This window comes from Chryseobacterium sp. 7 (assembly GCF_003663845.1).
In the GTDB taxonomy this organism is placed as follows: Bacteria; Bacteroidota; Bacteroidia; order Flavobacteriales; family Weeksellaceae; genus Chryseobacterium.
Genome location: NZ_RCCA01000002.1, coordinates 46596 through 67423, shown reverse-complemented (window position 1 = coordinate 67423; position 20828 = coordinate 46596). Strand labels below are relative to the sequence as shown.

21 protein-coding genes are annotated in these 20828 nt (G+C 35.7%); 12 read left to right on the top strand and 9 right to left on the bottom strand.

All coding sequences use genetic code 11. The features are described from left to right. Nucleotides 1-19 precede the first annotated feature (19 nt). Nucleotides 20-2332, top strand: a complete 2313-nt coding sequence (locus CLU97_RS21055) for a GAF domain-containing protein (protein WP_121489854.1) — start codon at nucleotides 20-22, stop codon at nucleotides 2330-2332. 94 nt (nucleotides 2333-2426) lie between these two features. Here the strand turns inward: CLU97_RS21055 and CLU97_RS21050 are convergent, their stop codons facing one another. Next, nucleotides 2427-3602, bottom strand: coding sequence for a Pycsar system effector family protein (locus CLU97_RS21050; protein ID WP_121489853.1), 1176 nt, complete (start codon nucleotides 3600-3602; stop codon nucleotides 2427-2429). A gap of 26 nt (nucleotides 3603-3628) precedes the next feature. Here CLU97_RS21050 and CLU97_RS21045 point away from each other — a divergent pair, with 26 nt between their 5' ends. Then, on the top strand, nucleotides 3629-7345 hold the full coding sequence (locus CLU97_RS21045) for a metallophosphoesterase (RefSeq protein ID WP_121489852.1): 3717 nt from the start codon (nucleotides 3629-3631) through the stop codon (nucleotides 7343-7345). Nucleotides 7346-7676: 331 nt separating this feature from the next. Then, a complete protein-coding gene (locus CLU97_RS21040) occupies nucleotides 7677-8375 on the top strand; it encodes a hypothetical protein (protein ID WP_147436533.1) in 699 nt (232 codons plus the stop codon). A gap of 97 nt (nucleotides 8376-8472) precedes the next feature. Here the strand turns inward: CLU97_RS21040 and CLU97_RS21035 are convergent, their stop codons facing one another. The 5 genes from CLU97_RS21035 to ruvX form a co-directional block, all read right to left on the bottom strand. Next, complete coding sequence (locus CLU97_RS21035; RefSeq protein WP_121489850.1) at nucleotides 8473-9345, bottom strand: hypothetical protein; 873 nt, start codon at nucleotides 9343-9345, stop codon at nucleotides 8473-8475. A gap of 57 nt (nucleotides 9346-9402) precedes the next feature. Next, nucleotides 9403-10170 carry a nucleoside triphosphate pyrophosphohydrolase gene (gene mazG / locus CLU97_RS21030; protein ID WP_121489849.1) on the bottom strand — a complete coding sequence of 256 codons (768 nt, stop codon included), beginning with the start codon at nucleotides 10168-10170 and terminating at the stop codon, nucleotides 9403-9405. 292 nt (nucleotides 10171-10462) lie between these two features. Next, on the bottom strand, nucleotides 10463-11020 hold the full coding sequence (locus CLU97_RS21025) for a DUF5606 domain-containing protein (RefSeq protein WP_121489848.1): 558 nt from the start codon (nucleotides 11018-11020) through the stop codon (nucleotides 10463-10465). Nucleotides 11021-11096: 76 nt separating this feature from the next. Next, nucleotides 11097-11669, bottom strand: coding sequence for a peptide deformylase (gene def, locus CLU97_RS21020; protein ID WP_121489847.1), 573 nt, complete (start codon nucleotides 11667-11669; stop codon nucleotides 11097-11099). Beyond that, the gene (ruvX, locus tag CLU97_RS21015) at nucleotides 11666-12082 is read right to left on the bottom strand and encodes a Holliday junction resolvase RuvX (protein ID WP_076597176.1); all 417 of its coding nucleotides are present in this window, start codon (nucleotides 12080-12082) and stop codon (nucleotides 11666-11668) included. The genes def and ruvX overlap by 4 nt, the downstream gene beginning before the upstream one ends. A gap of 115 nt (nucleotides 12083-12197) precedes the next feature. Between ruvX and CLU97_RS21010 the strand changes: the two genes are divergently transcribed. Both CLU97_RS21010 and CLU97_RS21005 read left to right on the top strand, forming a co-directional pair. Continuing rightward, the gene (locus tag CLU97_RS21010; RefSeq protein ID WP_089696944.1) at nucleotides 12198-12674 is read left to right on the top strand and encodes a SixA phosphatase family protein; all 477 of its coding nucleotides are present in this window, start codon (nucleotides 12198-12200) and stop codon (nucleotides 12672-12674) included. Further along, nucleotides 12655-13545, top strand: a complete 891-nt coding sequence (locus CLU97_RS21005) for an archaemetzincin (protein ID WP_121489846.1) — start codon at nucleotides 12655-12657, stop codon at nucleotides 13543-13545. The genes CLU97_RS21010 and CLU97_RS21005 overlap by 20 nt, the downstream gene beginning before the upstream one ends. 181 nt (nucleotides 13546-13726) lie before the next feature. Here CLU97_RS21005 and CLU97_RS21000 read toward each other — a convergent pair whose 3' ends face one another. Next, the gene (locus CLU97_RS21000; RefSeq protein WP_121489845.1) at nucleotides 13727-15271 is read right to left on the bottom strand and encodes a serine hydrolase; all 1545 of its coding nucleotides are present in this window, start codon (nucleotides 15269-15271) and stop codon (nucleotides 13727-13729) included. Nucleotides 15272-15359: 88 nt separating this feature from the next. Here CLU97_RS21000 and CLU97_RS20995 point away from each other — a divergent pair, with 88 nt between their 5' ends. The 6 genes from CLU97_RS20995 (at nucleotide 15360) to CLU97_RS20970 (ending at nucleotide 18849) form a co-directional block, all read left to right on the top strand. Continuing rightward, nucleotides 15360-15827, top strand: coding sequence for a hypothetical protein (locus tag CLU97_RS20995; RefSeq protein WP_147436532.1), 468 nt, complete (start codon nucleotides 15360-15362; stop codon nucleotides 15825-15827). Between the two features lie 60 nt (nucleotides 15828-15887). Then, nucleotides 15888-16337, top strand: a complete 450-nt coding sequence (locus CLU97_RS20990; protein ID WP_121489843.1) for a hypothetical protein — start codon at nucleotides 15888-15890, stop codon at nucleotides 16335-16337. Beyond that, nucleotides 16337-16834, top strand: coding sequence for a metallophosphoesterase family protein (locus tag CLU97_RS20985; protein WP_121489842.1), 498 nt, complete (start codon nucleotides 16337-16339; stop codon nucleotides 16832-16834). The genes CLU97_RS20990 and CLU97_RS20985 overlap by 1 nt, the downstream gene beginning before the upstream one ends. A gap of 128 nt (nucleotides 16835-16962) precedes the next feature. Further along, nucleotides 16963-17457: a Smr/MutS family protein gene (locus CLU97_RS20980; RefSeq protein ID WP_121489841.1), complete on the top strand. Its 495-nt coding sequence runs from the start codon at nucleotides 16963-16965 to the stop codon at nucleotides 17455-17457. 18 nt (nucleotides 17458-17475) lie between these two features. After that, nucleotides 17476-18192, top strand: coding sequence for a DUF3822 family protein (locus CLU97_RS20975; protein WP_121489840.1), 717 nt, complete (start codon nucleotides 17476-17478; stop codon nucleotides 18190-18192). Nucleotides 18193-18276: 84 nt separating this feature from the next. Beyond that, on the top strand, nucleotides 18277-18849 hold the full coding sequence (locus CLU97_RS20970) for an RsmD family RNA methyltransferase (protein ID WP_121489839.1): 573 nt from the start codon (nucleotides 18277-18279) through the stop codon (nucleotides 18847-18849). On the opposite strand, the gene CLU97_RS20965 is transcribed toward CLU97_RS20970, so the two are convergent. Further along, nucleotides 18846-19193, bottom strand: a complete 348-nt coding sequence (locus tag CLU97_RS20965) for a winged helix-turn-helix transcriptional regulator (RefSeq protein ID WP_121489838.1) — start codon at nucleotides 19191-19193, stop codon at nucleotides 18846-18848. The genes CLU97_RS20970 and CLU97_RS20965 overlap by 4 nt on opposite strands. An 84-nt stretch (nucleotides 19194-19277) precedes the next feature. On the opposite strand from CLU97_RS20965, the gene CLU97_RS20960 reads away from it, so the two are divergent. Beyond that, on the top strand, nucleotides 19278-19877 hold the full coding sequence (locus CLU97_RS20960; RefSeq protein WP_121489837.1) for an NAD(P)H-dependent oxidoreductase: 600 nt from the start codon (nucleotides 19278-19280) through the stop codon (nucleotides 19875-19877). Nucleotides 19878-19962: 85 nt separating this feature from the next. On the opposite strand, the gene CLU97_RS20955 is transcribed toward CLU97_RS20960, so the two are convergent. Next, nucleotides 19963-20814, bottom strand: coding sequence for an IS3 family transposase (locus CLU97_RS20955; RefSeq protein WP_262690827.1), 852 nt, complete (start codon nucleotides 20812-20814; stop codon nucleotides 19963-19965). Between the last annotated feature and the right edge of the window lie 14 nt (nucleotides 20815-20828).

Below are 20828 nucleotides of genomic sequence, written 5' to 3'. Positions count from 1 at the left end.
TACTTTAAATTTCCAGCTCTTGGCTAATCTGTATAAAAAAGACTCTCCTTTTCAAGTTTATATTTCATTCAAAAAATATTTGGATGTTCTGGAGCATATCCGGTATAATGACCGACTGGAATACAGAGTCAACTATGCGGAATCATTAATAGAAAGCACAAGAAATTTCAAAGAGCTTAGAGACGGCTTTCAGGACACCGCTTTTCTGGAAAAGCATGAAGACCTCATCAGAATGCTTCTGGCAGATCTTTTTCCGACAGGGCTTACCAGAAATGAAATAAAAGCAGCCAGTATCCCCCTTTCCAATATCACGTTCAATTATACGGAAAGATTTAAGGACATTCTTAAAGATGCCGGAAAAGACTTCGAAATAGAACTCCGGAATATTTCAGATAATGAATTCTATGTTTTCTGCTGCTGCCTGATTCTTCAGAGCTACTTCAAAAAAGATATTAAAAGTACGATCCCGTTTTACTATGATATTCCCAACAAACAGGGAATCATGAAGCATTATAAGATTACCGTCAATTCAGATTTTACGGAAATTACTCCTACAGAAGATGCCAGGATTCCGTCTGATGATGTGTTGGATATGCTTCTGGAAAACCTGGATGATTTTAAACTGTGGAAAAAATATTTCCCATCACAATCCTGGATTCTGAAAGGATTTACCATCATTTCCCTGGTAGACTGCACTTCTGAAGTGGCGCTTTCCGATCTGAAATCAAGTATGATTGAGATTGATCCCGAAGATTTGAATCCTAATGAAAATCTGACGGAAATTTTCAAATCTTATTTTGATGTTTCGGAACTGAGCTTCGGACTGATGACTTTTAATAAAAAAGAACAGAAACTGGATAAGCTTCCTATTTATGAAAGTCTTCTTACCAATCATATCCTGGATTTCTGGATCAATGCTTTTGACGAAGATACCCGTAAGAGCACTTTCAATAATTTAAATCATAATTCAAAACCTGTGGTTGTTTCCAATGTGAACAATCTGGATGAAAATGTAAAGCAGCTTCCTTCCTTTAGTATTTTAAAGGATAATAATGTCAACAGTTTTATGGTAATCCCAATCATGAAAGATGGTGAACTTCTTGCCATCATGGAATTTACCTCTCCTATTGCGGGCAGCTTTAATGGTTTAAAACTTAAGAAACTGGAGTTCTTTACCGATATGGTTCTTTTCTCCCTGAACAGGTTCTATTTTGAAAAAAATTACCAGATAGAAGCCATTATTCAGCGTGAATATACCACCATTCACGACAGTGTAGTGTGGAAATTCAGAAACGAAGCAGAAAAATACTTCACAGCATCTCTTGGCAAAAAAATATATACATTAAAGCAGATTGCTTTTAAAAACCTGACTCCGCTGTTTGGGGTTTCAGATATCCGTTCTTCTTCTGAAAAGCGTTATAATCTGATGCTGCAGGATCTTAATCAGCAGATCGAATGGCTGAATGAGATTTTTGTACTAACGAATTCCGATTCTGAAAAATTTCTGCTGGCACTGGATGTTTTTGAAAATGAACTGAACAATGAGATCAAAGCTGATACGGAACAGCGTTTTCAAAGATTATTAAGAGAAGAAATTCATCCTTTTTTACAGGGAAAACTGGAAATAAGAACTTCAAAAGAAATAAAGGCAAAAATTAAAGACTATTTTTCACATGTCTTTACGCCTACTGACCTGTTTTATCATCATAGAAAAAACCTGGATGACTCTATCACCTTGGTCAACCGGAAACTGGCCGACATGCTCGATGAAAGCCAGATAAAAGCACAGGAAATTTTCCCGCACTATTATGAAAGATTCAAGTCTGATGGTGTGGAGCATAACCTGTATATAGGCCCAAGCATCGCTCCGGAGCTTCATTACACTTCAAAAGTTGTCCACAAACTGAGATACTGGCAGCTGAAAACCATCTGTAAAATGGAACTGGAATTTCAGTCGTTCAAAAAATATCTTCCGGTACAGCTGGATATTGCTTCACTGATTTTCGTATATAATGAAAAAATAGACATCCGTTTCAGAATGGATGAAAAACGCTTTGATGTAGACGGAGCTTATAATTCCTATTACGAGATCATCAAAAAACGTCTGGATAAAGCACATATCAAAGATTCTTCAGAACGTATCACGGCACCCGGAAAAATTACCATCGTTTATTTCGGGATGGAAAACCAAAAAGAATATCTGGATTACATTTCCAAACTTCAGAAAAAAGGAATCCTGCAGCATGATATAGAATTCTTAAAAGTAGAAGATCTTCAGGGAATTACAGGACTGCTGGCGCTGAGAGTTTCTTTTACGCTTCCGCAGGAATAAGTTAAAACTAAAAAACACGCATTCAGCTTCTTCATTTTATTATGAAAAGCCTTCAGCCATCCGATAAAACAATGGCTTAACAGATGCTTTTTAATTAAAGACTAAGAAATGCAGCACCGAAAGACAGCACGGAAATAATAATCCCTGCCATAAAAATCTTATAGGTAATGGACAAAAGCTTGTATTTTCTGTCAAGAACTTTTCCCAGATAATACAGATCTTTCACCATAGAATCATAGATGTAATCTCTGTCTTTGATCAGATCTTTCATCGCATTGTGATAGTCGTCAAATAACATCTGCTGAAAGTTTCCGAAGAAAAGAAGATTCACTTTTCTGTTGGCAATATCCTGAGAGGTAAATGTGGTTTTTGTTACATTCGGTTTTGTGGATAAAATAGCAAATATGATCGTCAGTACACTTGAAAGCAATAAGATAAAACTCGGAAGAATCAAATGAGAATTCTTAGGAGCATCCAGCTTCGGAACCAAAACGGAAAGACAAACTGAAATAATGATCGCATTTACTGACAACAAAATATTGGCTTTACTGTCAGCAATATCACTTAGTCTTGTATGGTTATTCAGTGTTACTCTGAATAAAGTATCTACACTTCTGTCTGATTTTTCTTTATCCTTTTTACCTTCAGTGCTCTCCTTCTTGTTTTCTTTTTTCTCCTCTTCCTTTTCCAGCTTCTTTTCGATCTTTTTAATGTTTTTCTTTTTCAGGGGTTCCCAGTTTTCTTTGGCATAGTCTGTGTAAAAAGTATGCTTATTTTTCAGCATATCCAGATTTCCGGCATTCCATTCTTCATTAGAAAAACATCTTACGTTGGTTAATTCCCATTCTTTTCTCAAAGCATCGGAAATATCGCTGTAATCATGTCCTGCAAAATGACTGAAATCGGCATCTTTTACAATTTTCTCCAGTAAATTCTGAGGTTCGTACTGTATTTTGGTTGCAAGGATCAGTTTTTCAACATCTGCAATATAGTTTTCAGGATAATTTTCCTGGTGCAAAAAAGCTTTCATCACCTCTACACTCCTCTCCTCATGGTTCAGGGCACATTCTATATACCCCGTATCATGAAACCATAATGCAACGAGTACTTTCTCCTGATCCTCTTCAGAAACAGGAGTATTTTTCATGATTTCCTCTGCCTTATTCACGGTGTAGGCAGTATGGATAAAATTATGATAAAAATATACTGAAGATAACTTATCTTTGAATAAGATTTCAACATAATTTTTAGCTTTTTGTAAAATGCTCATCCCTGAAATTTTGTTAATGTAAATTTATGAATTTATCCTTTAAAACTCATCTAAAAAATACTTCTATTGTTCTTCGAACGGTAATGTCTGCAGGAGTGCTTTATTCCTGTGCTACCTATAACGTACAAAAGGGCAAAAACTTATTTGAAGTAAAAGATTCCGAAATAAAATCTGATAATGATTTTAAGCTCTTTCTGATAGGAGATGCAGGAAACTCGGATGAACCGCAGGCACAAAAAACACTGAATTTACTGAAAAGTAAACTGGATTCTGCCGACAATAACTCTATGCTGATCTTTCTTGGTGACAATATTTACCCGAACGGTATGCCCAAAGAAACAGATAAGGACTATGCTTCGGCTAAAGAAAAACTGGAAAATCAGCTTGCTATAACAAAGAATTTCAAAGGTAAAACATTGGTTATTCCCGGAAATCACGACTGGTACAACGGACTGGAAGGATTAAATACCCAGGAAGGACTGGTAAAAAAATACCTTGACGATAAAAAGGCATTTCTGCCTAAAAACGGATGTCCTATTGATGATATCAACATTTCTAAAGATATTAAATTGATTGCTATTGATACGGAATGGGTAATTGCCAATTGGGATAATTATCCGGGAATCAACAAAAACTGTAATATCAAAACCCGTGAAGATTTTTTCACAGAGTTTAAAGATCTTATCATTAAAAATCAGGGCAAAAGAATTATCGTTGCCTTACACCACCCTATTATCAGCAGCGGAACCCATGCAGGCTTTAATTCTGCAAAATCACATCTTTACCCTTTCAAAAGTAAAGTTCCGGTTCCTGTAGTAGCAAGTGTAGTGAATGTCTTAAGAAGTTCTTCCGGAGCCAGTCCTGAAGATATCAATAACCAGCATTATGCAGATCTGGCTAACAGATTGAAAAGTATTGTTCAGGATAAAGAAAATATTATTTTCGTTTCCGGACATGATCATAACCTGCAGTATCACGAAGATGGAAATCTAAGACAGATCATCAGCGGCGCAGGTTCCAAAACAGATCCTTCTACTATTGTGGAAAAAACTGATTTTTCTTACGGTGGAAGCGGTTTTGCAGTTTTAAATTTCAGAAAAGATGAAAGTACAGATGTTGAATATTTTTCTACGAAAGATGCACAGCTTCAAAAACTGACTCATATTTCAGTGATTTCAAAACCGGATGTTTTCATCAATAATTTTCCGAATTCATTTCCTGCAACATTCTCTTCAACCATCTATCCGGTACAGCTTACCGAAAAGAGAAAATTTTACAGATGGCTTTGGGGAGACCACTACAGAAGATATTACGGAATTCCCATTGAAGCTCCTACTGCCAATCTTTCAGAGCTAAATGGCGGATATATTCCGTTCAGAGAAGGCGGAGGAAACCAATCTAACAGTTTAAGATTGAAATCTACGGACGGACAGGAATTTGTGATGCGTGGTGTGAAAAAGAGTGCCATTCGTTTTCTTAATAATATGGCTTTCCAAAAAAGTACATTAGGAGAAGAACTTGCGGATACTTTCCCTGAAAAATTTCTATTGGATTTTTATACCACCAATCATCCGTTTACTCCGTTTACCATCGGAAATATGTCAGAAAAACTGAATATTTTCCACAGCAATCCAAAACTATATTATATTCCTAAGCAGAAGGCTTTGGGAAGATATAACGAAAATTATGGGGATGAAATGTATATGATTGAAGAACGTTTTTCTTCAGATCCAAAAACACTTGCATACCTTGATCATGCAAAAGATATTGTTTCCACGGATGATGTATTAAAAAACCTGAGTAAAAGCAATAAATATTCTGTTGACAGAGAATCCTATATCAGAGCAAGATTGTTTGATATGCTTATTGGCGACTGGGACAGACATTCAGATCAATGGAAATGGGCAGAATATGAAGTTGACGATAAAGTAGTCTACAAACCCATTCCTAAAGACAGGGATCAGGCATTTAGTAAATATGATGGCGCAGCATTTAAAATTATTATGAATGTTCCGGCCATTCGTCATATGAAAACTTTTACAGAAGACATCAGCAGTGTGAAGTGGCTTGCTATGGAACCTTATCCGATGGATCTTGTCTTCTTAAAAAGTGCAGACCAAAGTGAATGGGAAACACAGGCAAAATATATTCAGGAACACCTTACAGATGCAGATATTGATGATGCCTTCCACAATCTTTCGAAAGAAGTACAGGACGACACCATTGCTGAAATCCAGAGAAAACTGAAAGCAAGGAAAACAAAACTTGTGAGCTACGCAAGCCAGTATTATGATGTCCTTCAGAAAAAAGTACCTTTGGCAGGAACGGTAAACCCCGATAAATTTGTCATCACGAAAAACGGACATTCCGTACTGGTACAGCAATATAAACTGGGCAAGGATAAAGATAAGAATGAGCTTGTTTTTGAAAAAACATATCATGATTCAAAAACGAAAGAACTTTGGATCTACGGATTGGAAGACGACGATACCTATGTAGTAACCGGAAGCGGAAATCCTAAAATGACCATCAGATTAATTGGTGGTTATAACCATGATACCTACAACGTTGCAGATGGAAGAAAGGTGAAGATTTATGATTTTAAATCTCAGAAAAATACCTACAATTCCGGAAATGCAACCAAAAATATTACGGATGATTATGACATCAACAGCTATAATTACAAACATCCGAAATACAATTCCGTTGCAGGGTATCCCAATCTGGACTATAACCCGGATGATGGTGTTATAGTAGGAGTTCTGGCCAATTATACGGTGAATAATTTCATCCGTGATCCTTTCACTCAAAAACACAGCTTGAAAGCTAATTTTTATACAGCTACAGCAGGATTCAGTCTTACCTATAAAGGGATATTTAAAAAAGCTATCTCAGGCTGGGATTTCAATATTGATGCGTTTTATACCACTCCAAGGTTCTCTCAAAACTTCTTTGGCCTTTCCAACGAAAGTGACTACGACAAAGAAAATACGGAAAGAGAATACAACAGAGCCAGAATTTCCAAGTTCAATTTTGCACCTTCTATTTATAAGAAAAGCTGGATGAACCTCAGCCATCAGTTTCAGTTAACTTTTGAAGATAATAAAGTACAGCGAAAAGCTGACCGTTTTATCAATCAGTCTCCGGATGTAAGACCGGGTGTATTTAACAGCCAGCAGTTTGTGGGAGCCAATTATACATTTGGTTATAAAAATGCCGATAACGCTGCCTTCCCTACTCTTGGACTTGAATTTATGCTTAATGCAGACTGGAAAGCAACGCTTTCTGACTTCAATAAAAACTTCTTAACCGTAAAAGGGAAATTAGCCGTAGATCACAGAATTGATAAAAAAGGGAAATTTGTATTTGCCAATTCCAGCAACGTGATGTGGATTAACAATAATAATTTTGAATTCTATCAGGCAGCAGCTATTGGAGGTAATAATGGGATGAGAGCTTTCAGAAATGAAAGATTTGCCGGAAGATCCTATTTTACCAACAATTCAGAAATCCGATGGGATTTCGGAAGGGTAAGAAATAATATTGCTCCCGCGAACATGGGAATCCTGATTGGGTATGATATTGGCCGTGTATGGAATGACAATGAAAACTCCAGAAAATGGCATCAGTCTGCCGGTGCCGGTGTATGGCTGAGCATTGTAGAAATGATGTCTGCAAGGCTGAATTATTTCTATGGATCTGATGGAGGAAGAGTTTCTGCAGGTGTAGGAATGAAGTTTTAAAAGGTATTTCTATAAAAATTAACTTAAATTTTTGCAATCAAAAATAAAACAGCAAAAAAACTGATTTTCAACAACTTAATCAATTAAAAAGTAAAAAATTCAAAATATTATTAATTTTAATTGAATTTAATAATTCTAATTTTCAGATAGTATTTCTCATCAATAAAACAAATATGGCTTTTAATTAAAAGCCATATTTTCAGCTACATAGATCAAAACCACACATAGTTTTATATGTTTATTGATTCTTTAAAAAACTGACAATTTAAAAACATTTTATATTTGTCTCAACTAAAAAATCAACAATTGAATGAAAAAAAAGCTATTATACATGGCGTTATTTATAATGTCCATACCTCTAGGTGCACAAATAGGGATTAAAACACCAACACCTCAAAAAACTTTACATGTAAACGGTTCACTTCAGGTAGTAAAAGACCTGAATGTAGGCGGAGATGACAGAACAAAAGGAAACTCCGGAAACAAAGGTGAAGTACTGATGTCAAATGGCGAGGGAAATGCTCCCGTTTGGAAGACTATTGAATCTGAAAACTTTTTAAAGGTTGTTTATGTAGGAAATAAAACGAATATAAGCCCTGCCAGCGGAAGCTATACCGGAACCCATTCTACTCCTGTTAATACTCATGAAAGTTATTCACAGACTTATGTTTTCAATGTGAGCAATAAGATTGATACGGCTTACTTAACGTATAACTCAACAACCGGACTTTTTACCGTAGTAAAACCAGGATTTTATAATATTGTTCCTTATGCCACTTATGATCTGAATCTGAATCCGTCAGGACAGACTGCAGGAACTGCTAATTCTTATATCCAGAAAGTTTCTCCTACACAGACAACATTAGCCGGTATTTCAACAGGGCACGGAGAACGTACTACAGGACTAAATCACAACCTGTCGTCAATTAATTTTTTCAATACGGGTGAAACCTTCAGAATACGCTGCAGGTATACACAGGATTTCAGGTTGTCAAGTGGTAATATTCATATATCTTACCTTACTCCGTAACCGATACAAATGTCAATCACTTTAATACTTTCATATATTCAAGAACCCCACAGATGTATGCTGTGGGGTTTTAATTTTATTGAAATGAATATATTCTTTAAAGAGAAAATGTATACACATTTCCACCTTCATCCTTAGCTTTTTCATCTGCAATCATGAGTGTTTTATCATCAAGAAAAACAACAGCTTCTTTCTGAGAATTATGATGTAAAGGAATTTTCTGAATTTTTGCAGTGCTGAAATTGTCAGTAGTAAATCCGGTAAGAACATGTACATTTTTGTGCGTCAGCAATACAATTTTATCTTTTGTACTGTTGATGGTTGCGGAAGTAATTGCCGCATCATTATAACCTCCTTCAAGCTTTAATGTTCCTATCAATTTTGCTTCAAAATTGCCTTCTTTATTAGGCACCTGGAATACCAGGAAAGTTCCGTCAAAACCTTTGCTTCTGTTTTTTGTGAATAAATAAAAGTTTCCGTTCATTTCTACAAAAGCCTCACAATCATACAAAAGGTTTGATTTTTTTGGTGGAAATTCTGTTTGTCCCTGATAATGGAATTTTGTAGTCTGAACTACTTTCGTTACAGTTTGTTTATTATCTTTCAGATCTGTTTTTAAGATGGCCAAATCCTGTCTGTCATTATCATTATTCCCAAAATCTCCGATATAAATGTTTCCCTGGGTATCCGAGATGATATCTTCCCAATCGGTATTTTCGACATTTTCTACAGGAACCTTTGCTACCAGTTCTCCTTTATTATTTACGCCGTATATTGCATTTTTATTCCCTCTGTCTTCTATCAGCCAAATGGTATTTTTATCCTTAGATAAAGTAATTCCGGAAACTTCCTTCAGCTTTTTCGGTAGGGTAAACTGAACTTTCAGTTCATCTCCTTTAGCAGGAGAATTCTGAGCTTTTGGATTACAGCTCAATAAAAACAAAGCAGGTAGAATAAGAAAGCGCAACATATTTATTTTTTATTTTTTTAACGGAATATAAGAAGCATTAATTGTTCCAATCAGGAATTATGAAAGCTTTTTTGCCTTTTCCCAGAGAACGTCCATCTCCTCCAGAGACATATCTGCCAATTTCAGATCCTGATCTTCTGCAAGTCCTTCCATCTTTTGAAACCTTGAAATAAACTTCAGGTTAGTTCTTTCCAAAGCAGAATCCGGATTGATTCCTGAAATTCTGGCATAATTGATCAATGAGAAAAATACATCACCCAATTCCTGTTCTTTTTTATCCAAATCAGTTTCAGCATGGAACTCCTGAATCTCTTCATCTACTTTTTTCCATGCATCTTCGGCATCATGAAATTCAAAACCAATCCCTTTTACCTTATCCTGAATTCTGTAAGCTTTCACTAAACTCGGCAGACTTTTAGGTACTCCTCCCAAAATGGATTTGTTTCCTTCTTTTAATTTTAATTTCTCCCAGTTCTGCTTTACCTCTTCTTCATCTTTCACTTCAACATCTCCATAAATATGAGGATGGCGGAAGATCAGCTTTTCATTCAAAGAATTGATCACATCGGCGATATCAAAACTTTCTTTTTCCGAACCAATTTTAGCATAAAAAACCAAATGAAGCAGAACATCACCCAGCTCTTTTTTTATTTCCTGCAAATCATTCTGCAAAATAGCATCTGAAAGCTCATAAGTCTCTTCAAGCGTAAGGTGACGAAGAGATTCCAACGTCTGTTTCTGATCCCATGGACATTTTTCACGCAAATCATCCATAATATCCAGTAATCTGCCAAAGGCTTCCAGTTTCTCCTGTTTAGTATTCATAAGTAATGGGAAATTCAATCTTATACAAATGTAAGGGTTATTTTGGGTCTGTGGTAGAGGTTGGGTGGGAAAGTTAGGGTGCGGGATACGAGATTCGGGGTGCGGGGTTTCTGGTTTAATGTTTAAAGATAAAGACGAAATTTGAACTAACCAGAAATTTCTCCCTAATCCCTAATCCCTAATCCCTAATCCCTAATCCCTGCAACCTATCATCTACCACCTGCTATCTAAAAAAAAAAAACCTTGTCCGGAAATTCCAGACAAGGCTTTGTATTTTTAATTCAAAAATGAATTATCCTTGTTTTCTGTGTGTGCTTTTAGGAGCTGATTTTGCAGCTGAAGTAGCTTTTACTTTTGGAGTAGCTGGTTTTTCAGCCTTTGGAGCTTTCTTAGCTTCTTTTTCAATGCTTACTTCTTCTGTTGCAGGCTCACCTTCTAAAGTTTCAGGCTCTGCTTTCACAAAGCTATCAGGAGTAATGTATCCTGCTTTATGAAGGATGTTGTACCACTGAGCCAATTTTTTGATATCAGAAGAATATACTCTTTCTGTATCATAGTTAGGAAGAGATGCTAACATGAAATCTTTCAGATCTGCATCTGAAGATTTGTGAGAAATAGTTTCCTTGTAGTCGTTGTTTTTAGCAATATTTTCAAATACTTCAAACAAAGGAACTTCTTTCTCAAATGTAAACATAGCAATATTATCCAGCAAGCTTACCTGGCTTGAGTTTCCGATGCTTACTTTTTTCTTGTTGGTAACATCTTCAATGATAAATCCGTTTCTTAATTGAGAAACTAATTTGAAAAGTCCTGGTTTTCCAGAAATTGAAATTATTTTTTCTAACAGCATAATTTTATTTTTTGTAAATTCTGCAATCAGCACTAGCTTTTTGCTTTTTATTATTCGTTTTTAATCCTTTTTTAAATTACTTTGGAAATCTCATTTTGTAACCAATGTTTACGTCACCATGAGAAATTTTCGTCAGTTTACCTTTTACCAGCTTCTTCTTCAGAGCGCTTAAGTGATCAGTAAACAGAACTCCTTCAATGTGGTCATATTCATGCTGAATTACGCGGGCTCTAATATCGGAAAAAGTTTCTGTATGTTTCACAAAATTTTCGTCATAATATTCAATAACGATTGTCCCTTTTCTCTTCACATCTTCTCTTACATCCGGAATAGAAAGACAGCCTTCATTGAACTTCCATTCTTCGCCGGATTCTTCAAGAATTTGTGCATTGATGAATACTTTTTTGAATGATGCCAGCTCGTCTTTAATATCTTCATAATCCTCATCTTCAGCAAGAGGCGTCACATCTATCACAAACAGACGGATATCCAAACCAATCTGAGGCGCTGCAAGACCTATGCCATTTGCGCTGTACATGGTTTCGAACATATTATCTATCAGTTCCTGTAATTCGGGATAGTCTTTGTCTATATCTTTTCCTACTTTTCTCAAAACAGGATCCCCAAAAGCTCTTATCGGTAAAATCATCTTAATCTTTGTTCTAAAAAATTCTGCAATATGATGGTTGCACTTACTTTATCTATTAACCCTTTTTCCTGCCTCTTCTTTTTGTTTTTTCCACTTTGGGAAATAAAGAATGAAGCCATTTTGGAAGTAAATCTTTCGTCAAAACGGTGAACCGCAATATCCGAAAATTCTTTTTTAAATTCTTCTATGAATTTTAAAATATCCGTTTCTATTTCTGAAACGTTTCCTTTCAAATCTATGGGAAGTCCGATTACGACTTCATCTACCTTGTTTTCATTGAAATATTTTTTCAAAAAATCCATTAGAGAACGGTTCTCTACAGTCTCCAGCCCACTGGCTATAATCTGCATATCATCCGTTGCAGCGATACCACAACGAGCCTTTCCGTAGTCTATTGCAAGGATTTGTCCCATAAGTTTGCAAATTTAGTAAAATTTACTGATTTTATTCATAACGCAGTTTTTTTATATAAATCATGTTTTATTCCATTATTTTTTTTATAATTTTAATCTTCCAAAAAACAACTATATGAAGAAACTCATCCTCGTAAGACATGCAAAAAGCGACTGGCCGGAGGAAACGGAGGACTTTGACAGACCTTTGGCAGACAAGGGTTTGGAGGATGCTATGCACATGTCCAGGTTCTTAAAAAACAATAATATTTCCATTGATCATTTTGTGTCAAGCCCTGCGGTACGTGCACTGAATACCTGTAAAATTTTTAATCAGACCTATCAGTTGAACTGCTCTACTGATGAAAAATTATATAATCCCTCGGAAAGAAGTTTTGAATCTGTAATTTATGATCTGGATGACAACCTGAATTCGGTTGCTTTCTTCTCACACAATAATGGAATTTCCAATTTTGCCAATTCCATTTCTGAAGATATTTTTCATTTCCCCACATGCGGAGTGGCTGGTTTTGAAGTAGACTGCGAATCATGGTCAGAATTTGATGGTGCTAAAAAGAAACTGCTTTTCTTTTATGAGCCGGGGAAAATATAACTTCACTTCATTATTTTTTTATGTCACAATACCGATCCTTCTTTTCTCATGCCAGAAACAGAAGAAGACTTACTATGAGTCTATCGCACAGAATGACATAAAGCTTCCTACTATCAAACCCGGAAGCTGGCGCTATAATCATGATGAACATTTCCAGACATTTGAAGATTTTCAGAAATTAAAGAAAATAAAACCCGAATCTGGAAAAAACACCATTTACCTTCAACCCATCGGAGTATTTGATGAACTTCAGAAAAAGGAAATAGCACTCACAAAAGAATATTTAAAAACATATTTTCAGCTGGAAACAAAAATATTGCCTGCCCTGCCCAACAGCATCTTTCCTGAGAATGTAAAAAGAATATCAAAAGAAGGACAGGAACAGATTCTGGCAGGATATGTACTGGACAGCATTCTGATCAAAAGAAAACCTAAAGATGCTGTAGTCCTGATGGGAATTACAGAGAAAGACCTTTTCCCCAAACCGGAATGGAATTATATTTTCGGACTGGCTTCTTATGAAGATGGTGTAGGCGTAACTTCGATGTATAGATTTGCCAATGGGCATTTAACTGATTCAAATTTTAATGAAAGTCTTTTAAGATTAGTAAAAATAAGTTCACACGAAATTGGCCATATGTTCGGAATCAGCCACTGCCTGAATGCCAACTGTGTGATGAATGGAACCAATTCATTATCTGAAACGGATTATCACCTGGCCAGAGCCTGTTCGCTTTGCCAGAGAAAATTGAATTCAAGCATCCATTATGACAATAAAAAAAGACTTCTTGAGCTAAAAAATTTCTTTGAAAAACAACACCTTAATACAGAACTTTCCCTAGCAAATCAGGATCTGAATCTTGTACAGTAAACCAGTATTTCTATTACCGACGGCATATTCCCCTCCTCCGGAGGGGTGGCGAAAATTCAAAGAATTTTTGACGGGGTGGTTAGCCATTATCAGCTAAATCCCCGAGAAAACAAACTATATTAAAAACAAAAAGAACAGACCAAAGCCCATTCTTTTTAATTTTTTTCTAAGATTTCATCTTTTACTTTCTTTTCAAATCCAGATCATCAAAATCAAAACTGAAATCTGTTACGTCAGAAATTGCTTTTAATCTTGCAGATTCTGCTTTTCCGGTTTCATCATAATTGAAAATAATGTAAGCATCCGCATCATAGCTTCTGTCGTCCCATTTAATGATGAAAGAATTGTTGGAATAGGGAAGCAGCTCCCCTTTTAATCTTGGAGAATTTTTACATGAAATTCTGTAGGTATTTCCCTGCTGTGCAATTTCTACATCACCGAACCAAATATCATTGTATGTTCCCGTAAACTGTTCTGCTTTTGGCTGTAAAGATTTTTCTTTTTTAAAGGCTTCAGATTTTGCAAAAGCATCTTTCTTCTGCTTGTCAAATTCAGCTTCCGTTTTAGACATTCTGTCGCCGTATGTTTTCAGCCAGTTTCTATCTGCTAATCCAAGGTAAGAATCTTTCACCGTATTCGTAATGGTGTTGAAAGCTGCCCCTGACTGTTGGTTTGTTAATACCACAATTCCCAGCTTCATATCCGGAATTAAAGTAAACTGTGTAACCGTTCCGATTAATCCTCCTGTATGCTGTACTTGTTTATGCCCTTTAACATCACTTAAGAACCATCCTAAACCATATCCGTAAAAACTTGTATCATAAGGATTTTTTGCTGCTACTCTGTCCGGAATCTGCAAACTCCAAAGCTGTTGTACATTTTTATCAGAAACTAATTTTTTACCGTCTTTCGTGGTGAAGTTATTCAACAGGCATTCTGCCCAGGTCGTCATATCTTTAATATTACTCATGATTCCTCCTGCTGCATTTCCCGTCTCGTTCCAGTCATGAGGAACAGCAATAGCTTTTCCGTCTACCGGAGCGTGCGCATCAATTTTATTGGCTGTAGCTTTTGCTCTGTTGTAGCTTCCGAAACTTGAAGTCATCCCTACAGGTTTCATGATTCTCTGTTCAATAAATTCTGCCCAGCTTAATCCGGAAACTCTGTGAATCACTTCTCCGGCTACAATAAACATAATGTTGTTATAATCTAATTTTGTTCTGAAAGGGTTTTCCGGTTTCAGATATCTTACATTATGAACAATATCATTAACGGTTAAACTTCCTCCTTCCGGAAAAAACATAAGATCTCCCTGTCCAAGTCCTAATCCGGCTCTGTGCGTGATAAGATCTTTGATCGTTACATTTTGAGAAACATAAGGATCATACATTTGGAATTCAGGAATATATTTTGAAACTTTATCATCCCAGTTCAGCTTTCCTTCATCTGCTAAGATGGCTAATGCTGTACATGTAAAACCTTTAGAATTAGAAGCAATACCTACTAATGTGTTATCATCCATAGGCTGTTTTGTGGTAAGAGAACGTACTCCAAAACCTTTAGAATAGATCATTTTCCCATCTTTTACAATCCCTACCGACATTCCAGGTACATCAAAAGTTTTCAGGGTATTCCGGATCAGTTCATCCAGCTTTTTTTCTTCAACCTGCGCATTGGCCAATCCTACGGTCAAAAGAAAAATGAAAAAAGAAAGTTTCTGTTTCATTGTTTATTTTAATTTTCTCAAATTTACTAAATATTAAGCGATGCTCATTTTAGCCTTGTTAAAACTTTACAATAAATCAGTTGTATTCATGAAAAAGCCTATTTGTATCTGTATTTTCTCTTTTTTTGCTATCATTGGTATCAAAGCACAGGACAGAACTGCCAGTCCTTTACTCTTACAAACCTGGAACCTCAGTAAAATGGACACCTATATTTATACCTACGAGAAACAGGATGGATTTGAAGCAAGAAGAGAAGGAATCAGATTTCAGAAAAACGGAAAAATAACGGGGAACCTCATTAAATCTACCTTAAGATATGATGCTTTAGAAGAGCCTGTTACTAAAAAAGGTGAAAAACCAGATCGTTACATCGGGAGCTGGAAAAAAGCTTCAGATTCTACAGTGACTTTAGTTTTTCCTTACAATACCAATATGACGGGTACTTTTGTTATTTCAAAACTTACGGACAATCAATTGAAATTAAAGAAGGTTTTCAGTGCAGATATTGAAAAGAAAATGGATTCTATAAGGAAAACAAGGAATATTACAGATTAAGATCTCCCATGAATTGATGAGAGCTTCCTTATATTTGCAATCTTAAAAATAATAGTAAAAATGGCAATAAACAGATTATTAGCTTTCTTCTTACTGATGATAAGCTGTAATTTATACTTTTCTCAGGATGTCAGCATCAAAGATGATAAAGTTTTACTGGATGGAAAACAGATCCTGAAAGCTGAAAAAATCAATGTAGCACAGTATTCTTTCTTCTCTATGAAAGACGATGAAGAAATTCTTCTTTACCGATATATGGATAATGAAACTCCAAGATATGTGAGTGATGATTATTTCATTCTGAATTTTCTCACAGAAAAAACAAAAGTAGAATCTACTGATCTTGGCAAAATCTCCAATTTCATGAATTCCAAAAAAGGAATGGAAAAGCTGGTAAAATGGCTTTTGAAAGAAAGAGTCATCAATCATGACGGTGAGCTGAATCCGGAACGTTTAGCCATATTCAAAGATAAATACCACGAAAATATTACTGAAAGAGCCCTTAGATAATGACAAAAGTTCTTCTTCTTTCTGACTCTCATTCCTATATAGATGACAGAATTCTGGGATATGCTTCCCAGGCCGATGAAGTGTGGCATTGTGGAGATTTCGGAAGTCTGGATGTGATTGAACAGCTGGAAAAAATAAAACCTTTAAAAGGAGTTTACGGAAACATTGATAATGCTAAAATTCAATCCGAATTTCCTGAAGTAAACCGTTTCTTTTGTGAAAAGCTGGAAGTTCTGATGATCCACATCGGAGGGTATCCCGGAAAATATACCCCACTCACGAAAAAAGAAATTGCAGAAAAAGCTCCGAAATTGTTTATTTCAGGGCACTCTCATATTTTGAAAGCCATGTATGACGAGAAAAACAGCCTCCTTCATCTGAATCCTGGTGCCTGCGGAAAACAGGGGTGGCATAAAGTGAGAACCATGATGCGCTTTGTAGTAGATGGCGAGGAAATCAAAGATCTGGAAGTGATTGAACTGGGACCGAGAGTTTGATGAGTGAGAGGGTGTCTGAGTTGGAGGGTTGGAGAATTTGAGGGCCGGAGAGTAAAGGAGTTTGCCTTCTATACAATTTACTTTTTACCTTTGCACCAATAATGGGTTCAGGCAATTCTTAAAAAAATATGAAGATCGGCGATAAGGTTTCGGTAGTAGATGAAGATTTAAGCGGAGTAATTACTTCCGTGAAGGGAAATATTGTTGTTTTTAAAGATGAATATGGTTTTACTCATCAATATCCTAAAGAAAAACTGGTTCCTAAAAATGCTGATCTCTATGAAAATATGAGAGTGGTAAGAAAAGCAGAGCCTCAAAAAATCATTTCTAAGAAACATCAGAAAAATCATTTGGTTTTAGACCTGCATTTTCATAATTTGGTAAAGAATCCCAATGACTATGACAGCTTTGAAAGATTGTTTATTCAAAAGGAAAAACTGATTGAAGTGATTGAGTTTTGCAGAAGAAACAATCTGAAGAGACTGGAAATTGTTCACGGCATTGGTGACGGCACTTTGCAGAGGATGGTTCGGGATGTTTTGGAAAGCCAGATTAATATTGATTTTTATAATAAGGAAATACTTCACCATCAATCGGGTGCGGTAATGGTAGAATTTCACTAAATTTGCAGGAATTGAAATATGAACGTACTTAATTTACTTTTTACCAAAGACGGATTAATCTATCAGATTGTTAAAAACAAAAACATTCTGGAGGAAAAGTCTTATTTCGTGACTGAAGAAACGCCAGCCAATCTTATTGAGCAGCAGCTGGATGAAGTTCTTATTAAGCAGCGCTATGAAGAGATCCAGGTGATTTCCGCATTCAATCATTTCACCCTGATGCCGGAAGGTTTTTCTGAGCATGAGGCAGGATTTGATCTGATTGCCTTCAATGCTCCTGCCGACAGAGAACGTGAAGAGCTGATGCTTTCTATCAATAAAAAATTCAATATTCAGTTTTATTACACTTTCCCGAAAAACTATTACAAGAAAATAAAAGAGCTGGCAATTCCGGTTCATTTTAATTTTTCAGGAGAAAAGTTTTTAAGTTCCATCAATAATAAAACTACCAAAGAAATTCACATCAATCTTTATCATAACCAGTGTGAATTTTTTGCAATCGATAATAAAAAAATCATTCTTTATAATAATCTGGATGTCAATTCTGAAGTAGATTTTCTTTATTTCATCATGTTTACTTTAAGCAAGATCGGTTTTGGAATCAATGAAACCAGCTTTTATGCTTATGGAGAAACTACGGAAAATGAGACTTTCATTTCCGAACTTCAGAAATTTGTTAAAAACCTGAAAATTGTTTTTGACAATATTCCAAATAAGAATTTTATACTTAACTAGGTTGCAGGCTGCGGGTAACTGGAATTAGAATCCAAACTTAATCACCTGCTACCTATAATCTACCACCTAAACCTTAACAAAAATATGTTCAGAATCATATCAGGCAAATGGAAAGCCAAAAAAATTGCCGCTCCTAAAAACTTTGAAGTAAGACCTACCACCGATTTTGCGAAGGAGGCTTTATTCAGCATTCTGGAAAACAAATACGACATGCAGTCCATCTCCGTGCTTGATCTTTTTGCCGGAATTGGATCTATTACCCTTGAATTTGCTTCCAGAGGATGCCAGAATATTACTTCTGTGGAATTGAACCCAAAGCATACGGCATTTATCAATTCTACAGCAGCGGAACTTGACATGGCATTTCAGATCAATATGCAGAGAGGTGATGTATTTGACTGGCTAAAAAAATTCAGAAATAAAAAATCATTTGAGATTGTTTTCTCTGATGCTCCTTTTGAAATGGAAGAGAAAAAGTATCATGAACTGATTTCTCTGGTTTTAAACAATAAGTACCTGAAAGAAAACGGAGTTCTTATTGTAGAGCATCAAAGCCGTATGAAGCTGGATCATCCCAATTTAATAGATACCCGAAAATACGGAAACGTAAGTTTCAGTTTTTTTGAACCGAATAAAGAAGATAATCAGGAACTTTAATTCCTGATTATTTTTTTTGATATGACCGGAGATTCTTCGCCCCATTTTGTTATCGCTTCCAAAACAGGTAATAAAGTTCTTCCAAAGTCTGTTAATTCATATTCTACCACTAAAGGAGGTTTTTCCGTAAAAACTTTTCTGTCCACAACTCCATCTTCTTCCAATTGTTTTAACTGTAAACTCAATGTTCTTTCCGTAATCGTTGGAATGGACTTTCTAATCTCATTATAACGTTTAGCTCCACCAATAAGATGGTGCAAAATTACCGCTTTCCATTTCCCTCCAATGAACTTCATGGTAACACTGGTACAGCAGGGATAGGATTTATTATCTATTGTATACATTTTTATACTATCATTTTTTACCGTTATTGCAAAGTTAGTAAACTTAAATTACTTTTGTAACTATAAAAATGATAGTATAAAATTATGAACTTTTTAGACAAAATGAAAAACAGGTATACTGTAAAAAAGTATAACCCACAGGGAAAAATCAGTGAAGAACAAATTGCAACGCTTCAGGAGATTTTAAATTTAAGCCCCTCATCCATTAATAGCCAGCCGTGGAATTTTATTTTCGTGAATGATCCTGAACTGAAGAAACAATTGGGTGACAAGTCTTATTTTAATAAAGAAAAAGTGGTAGACAGCAGTCATGTTATTGTTTTTCAGGTGATCAAAAACGTCGAAAATTTTGAAAAACAAATTGAAGAAAACCTTCCGGAAGGTTCTGTTAATTATTACCGAACGATGGTAAAACCTAAAGGAGAAGAGGCTATAAAATCGTGGCTTGGGCATCAGGTATACTTATCTTTAGGGGTTCTTTTGTCTGCCTGTGCAGCAATGGGAATAGATTCTACTCCAATGGAGGGTATTGAACCTGAAGAATATGACACTATTTTGAAGAATGAAAAATATGAGACGTTATTTGCCGTAGCTATTGGGGAAAGAGATAAAGCAGATGCTAATCAGCCTCAATTCAATCCGAAGAAAAGGCTGAATGCTGAAAAAGTAATTGTAGAAGCGTAATTTAGCACGAATCTCACCAATTATTTCACAAAGATGACTAGTCCTAAATAATCGTTACAGATTAATAAGATAAAAATACTAATATTTATGATATAGTTGTAGGGCTATCCTTACAACTATATTTGTTTTTATAGGTTCTTATTTTTACACTATTCTGTTTGTGCATTTGTTCAGGTGTTTTCATATAACACGACCAATGTGGTCTTTTAGTATTATAAATTGTGATGGCATCTTCTACTAATAGCTTCATTGTTTGTATATTAACATGATAGTCTTCCAATAGAAACTCTTGTTTAAGTATCCCATTTACCCTTTCTGCAATTGCATTTGCATAAGGATCGTAACTCTCGGTCATTGAAGGACTAATGTTTTTCTTTTTCAGTATTTTCTGATAATCCATACTACAATACTGAAAACCCCTGTCAGAATGATGAATTAAGCTTTCCTTATACATTCTCTGCTTTATAGCCATATTCAATGCACTAAGAGCCCCCTGAGCTGCCAGACTATTAGAAACATCATATCCCATTATCTTTTTAGAATAAGCATCAGTGACCAAAGACAGATAACAATTACGGTCTCTACCCCCAATATAAGTGATATCCGAAACCCATACCTGTTCAGGGTGTTCCAGCAGCATGTCTTCTATCAGATTTTTATGTTTTCTGAATCGATGATGGGAATCAGTGGTTATCCAGTAGTTTCTTTTAGGCTTTATAAGCATATCATTAGCTTTCAATATACGGAAAAGCTTATCTCTGCCTACATGTAAGGACTGTAACGAGGGTTCCAGCATATGATAGAGCTTTCTTGTGCCCAGACGAGGCATCACCACCCGTAAGCTATTGACAAGCTGAATCACCTGATCAGCTTTGGCTCTTTTGCTTTCTGTAATCCAGAAGCTTCGATAATAGCGCTGTCGGCTAATCCCGACCAATCCGCAAAGATAGC

Coding starts and splice junctions, on each gene's coding strand:
- CLU97_RS21050 (WP_121489853.1), bottom strand. CDS start 3,602: ATGAGCATTTTACAAAAAGCTAAAAATTATGTTGAAATCTTATTCAAA.
- CLU97_RS21045 (WP_121489852.1), top strand. CDS start 3,629: ATGAATTTATCCTTTAAAACTCATCTAAAAAATACTTCTATTGTTCTT.
- CLU97_RS21040 (WP_147436533.1), top strand. CDS start 7,677: ATGGCGTTATTTATAATGTCCATACCTCTAGGTGCACAAATAGGGATT.
- CLU97_RS21035 (WP_121489850.1), bottom strand. CDS start 9,345: ATGTTGCGCTTTCTTATTCTACCTGCTTTGTTTTTATTGAGCTGTAAT.
- mazG (WP_121489849.1), bottom strand. CDS start 10,170: ATGAATACTAAACAGGAGAAACTGGAAGCCTTTGGCAGATTACTGGAT.
- CLU97_RS21025 (WP_121489848.1), bottom strand. CDS start 11,020: ATGCTGTTAGAAAAAATAATTTCAATTTCTGGAAAACCAGGACTTTTC.
- def (WP_121489847.1), bottom strand. CDS start 11,669: ATGATTTTACCGATAAGAGCTTTTGGGGATCCTGTTTTGAGAAAAGTA.
- ruvX (WP_076597176.1), bottom strand. CDS start 12,082: ATGGGACAAATCCTTGCAATAGACTACGGAAAGGCTCGTTGTGGTATC.
- CLU97_RS21010 (WP_089696944.1), top strand. CDS start 12,198: ATGAAGAAACTCATCCTCGTAAGACATGCAAAAAGCGACTGGCCGGAG.
- CLU97_RS21005 (WP_121489846.1), top strand. CDS start 12,655: ATGAGCCGGGGAAAATATAACTTCACTTCATTATTTTTTTATGTCACA.
- CLU97_RS21000 (WP_121489845.1), bottom strand. CDS start 15,271: ATGAAACAGAAACTTTCTTTTTTCATTTTTCTTTTGACCGTAGGATTG.
- CLU97_RS20995 (WP_147436532.1), top strand. CDS start 15,360: ATGAAAAAGCCTATTTGTATCTGTATTTTCTCTTTTTTTGCTATCATT.
- CLU97_RS20990 (WP_121489843.1), top strand. CDS start 15,888: ATGGCAATAAACAGATTATTAGCTTTCTTCTTACTGATGATAAGCTGT.
- CLU97_RS20985 (WP_121489842.1), top strand. CDS start 16,337: ATGACAAAAGTTCTTCTTCTTTCTGACTCTCATTCCTATATAGATGAC.
- CLU97_RS20980 (WP_121489841.1), top strand. CDS start 16,963: ATGAAGATCGGCGATAAGGTTTCGGTAGTAGATGAAGATTTAAGCGGA.
- CLU97_RS20975 (WP_121489840.1), top strand. CDS start 17,476: ATGAACGTACTTAATTTACTTTTTACCAAAGACGGATTAATCTATCAG.
- CLU97_RS20970 (WP_121489839.1), top strand. CDS start 18,277: ATGTTCAGAATCATATCAGGCAAATGGAAAGCCAAAAAAATTGCCGCT.
- CLU97_RS20965 (WP_121489838.1), bottom strand. CDS start 19,193: ATGTATACAATAGATAATAAATCCTATCCCTGCTGTACCAGTGTTACC.
- CLU97_RS20960 (WP_121489837.1), top strand. CDS start 19,278: ATGAACTTTTTAGACAAAATGAAAAACAGGTATACTGTAAAAAAGTAT.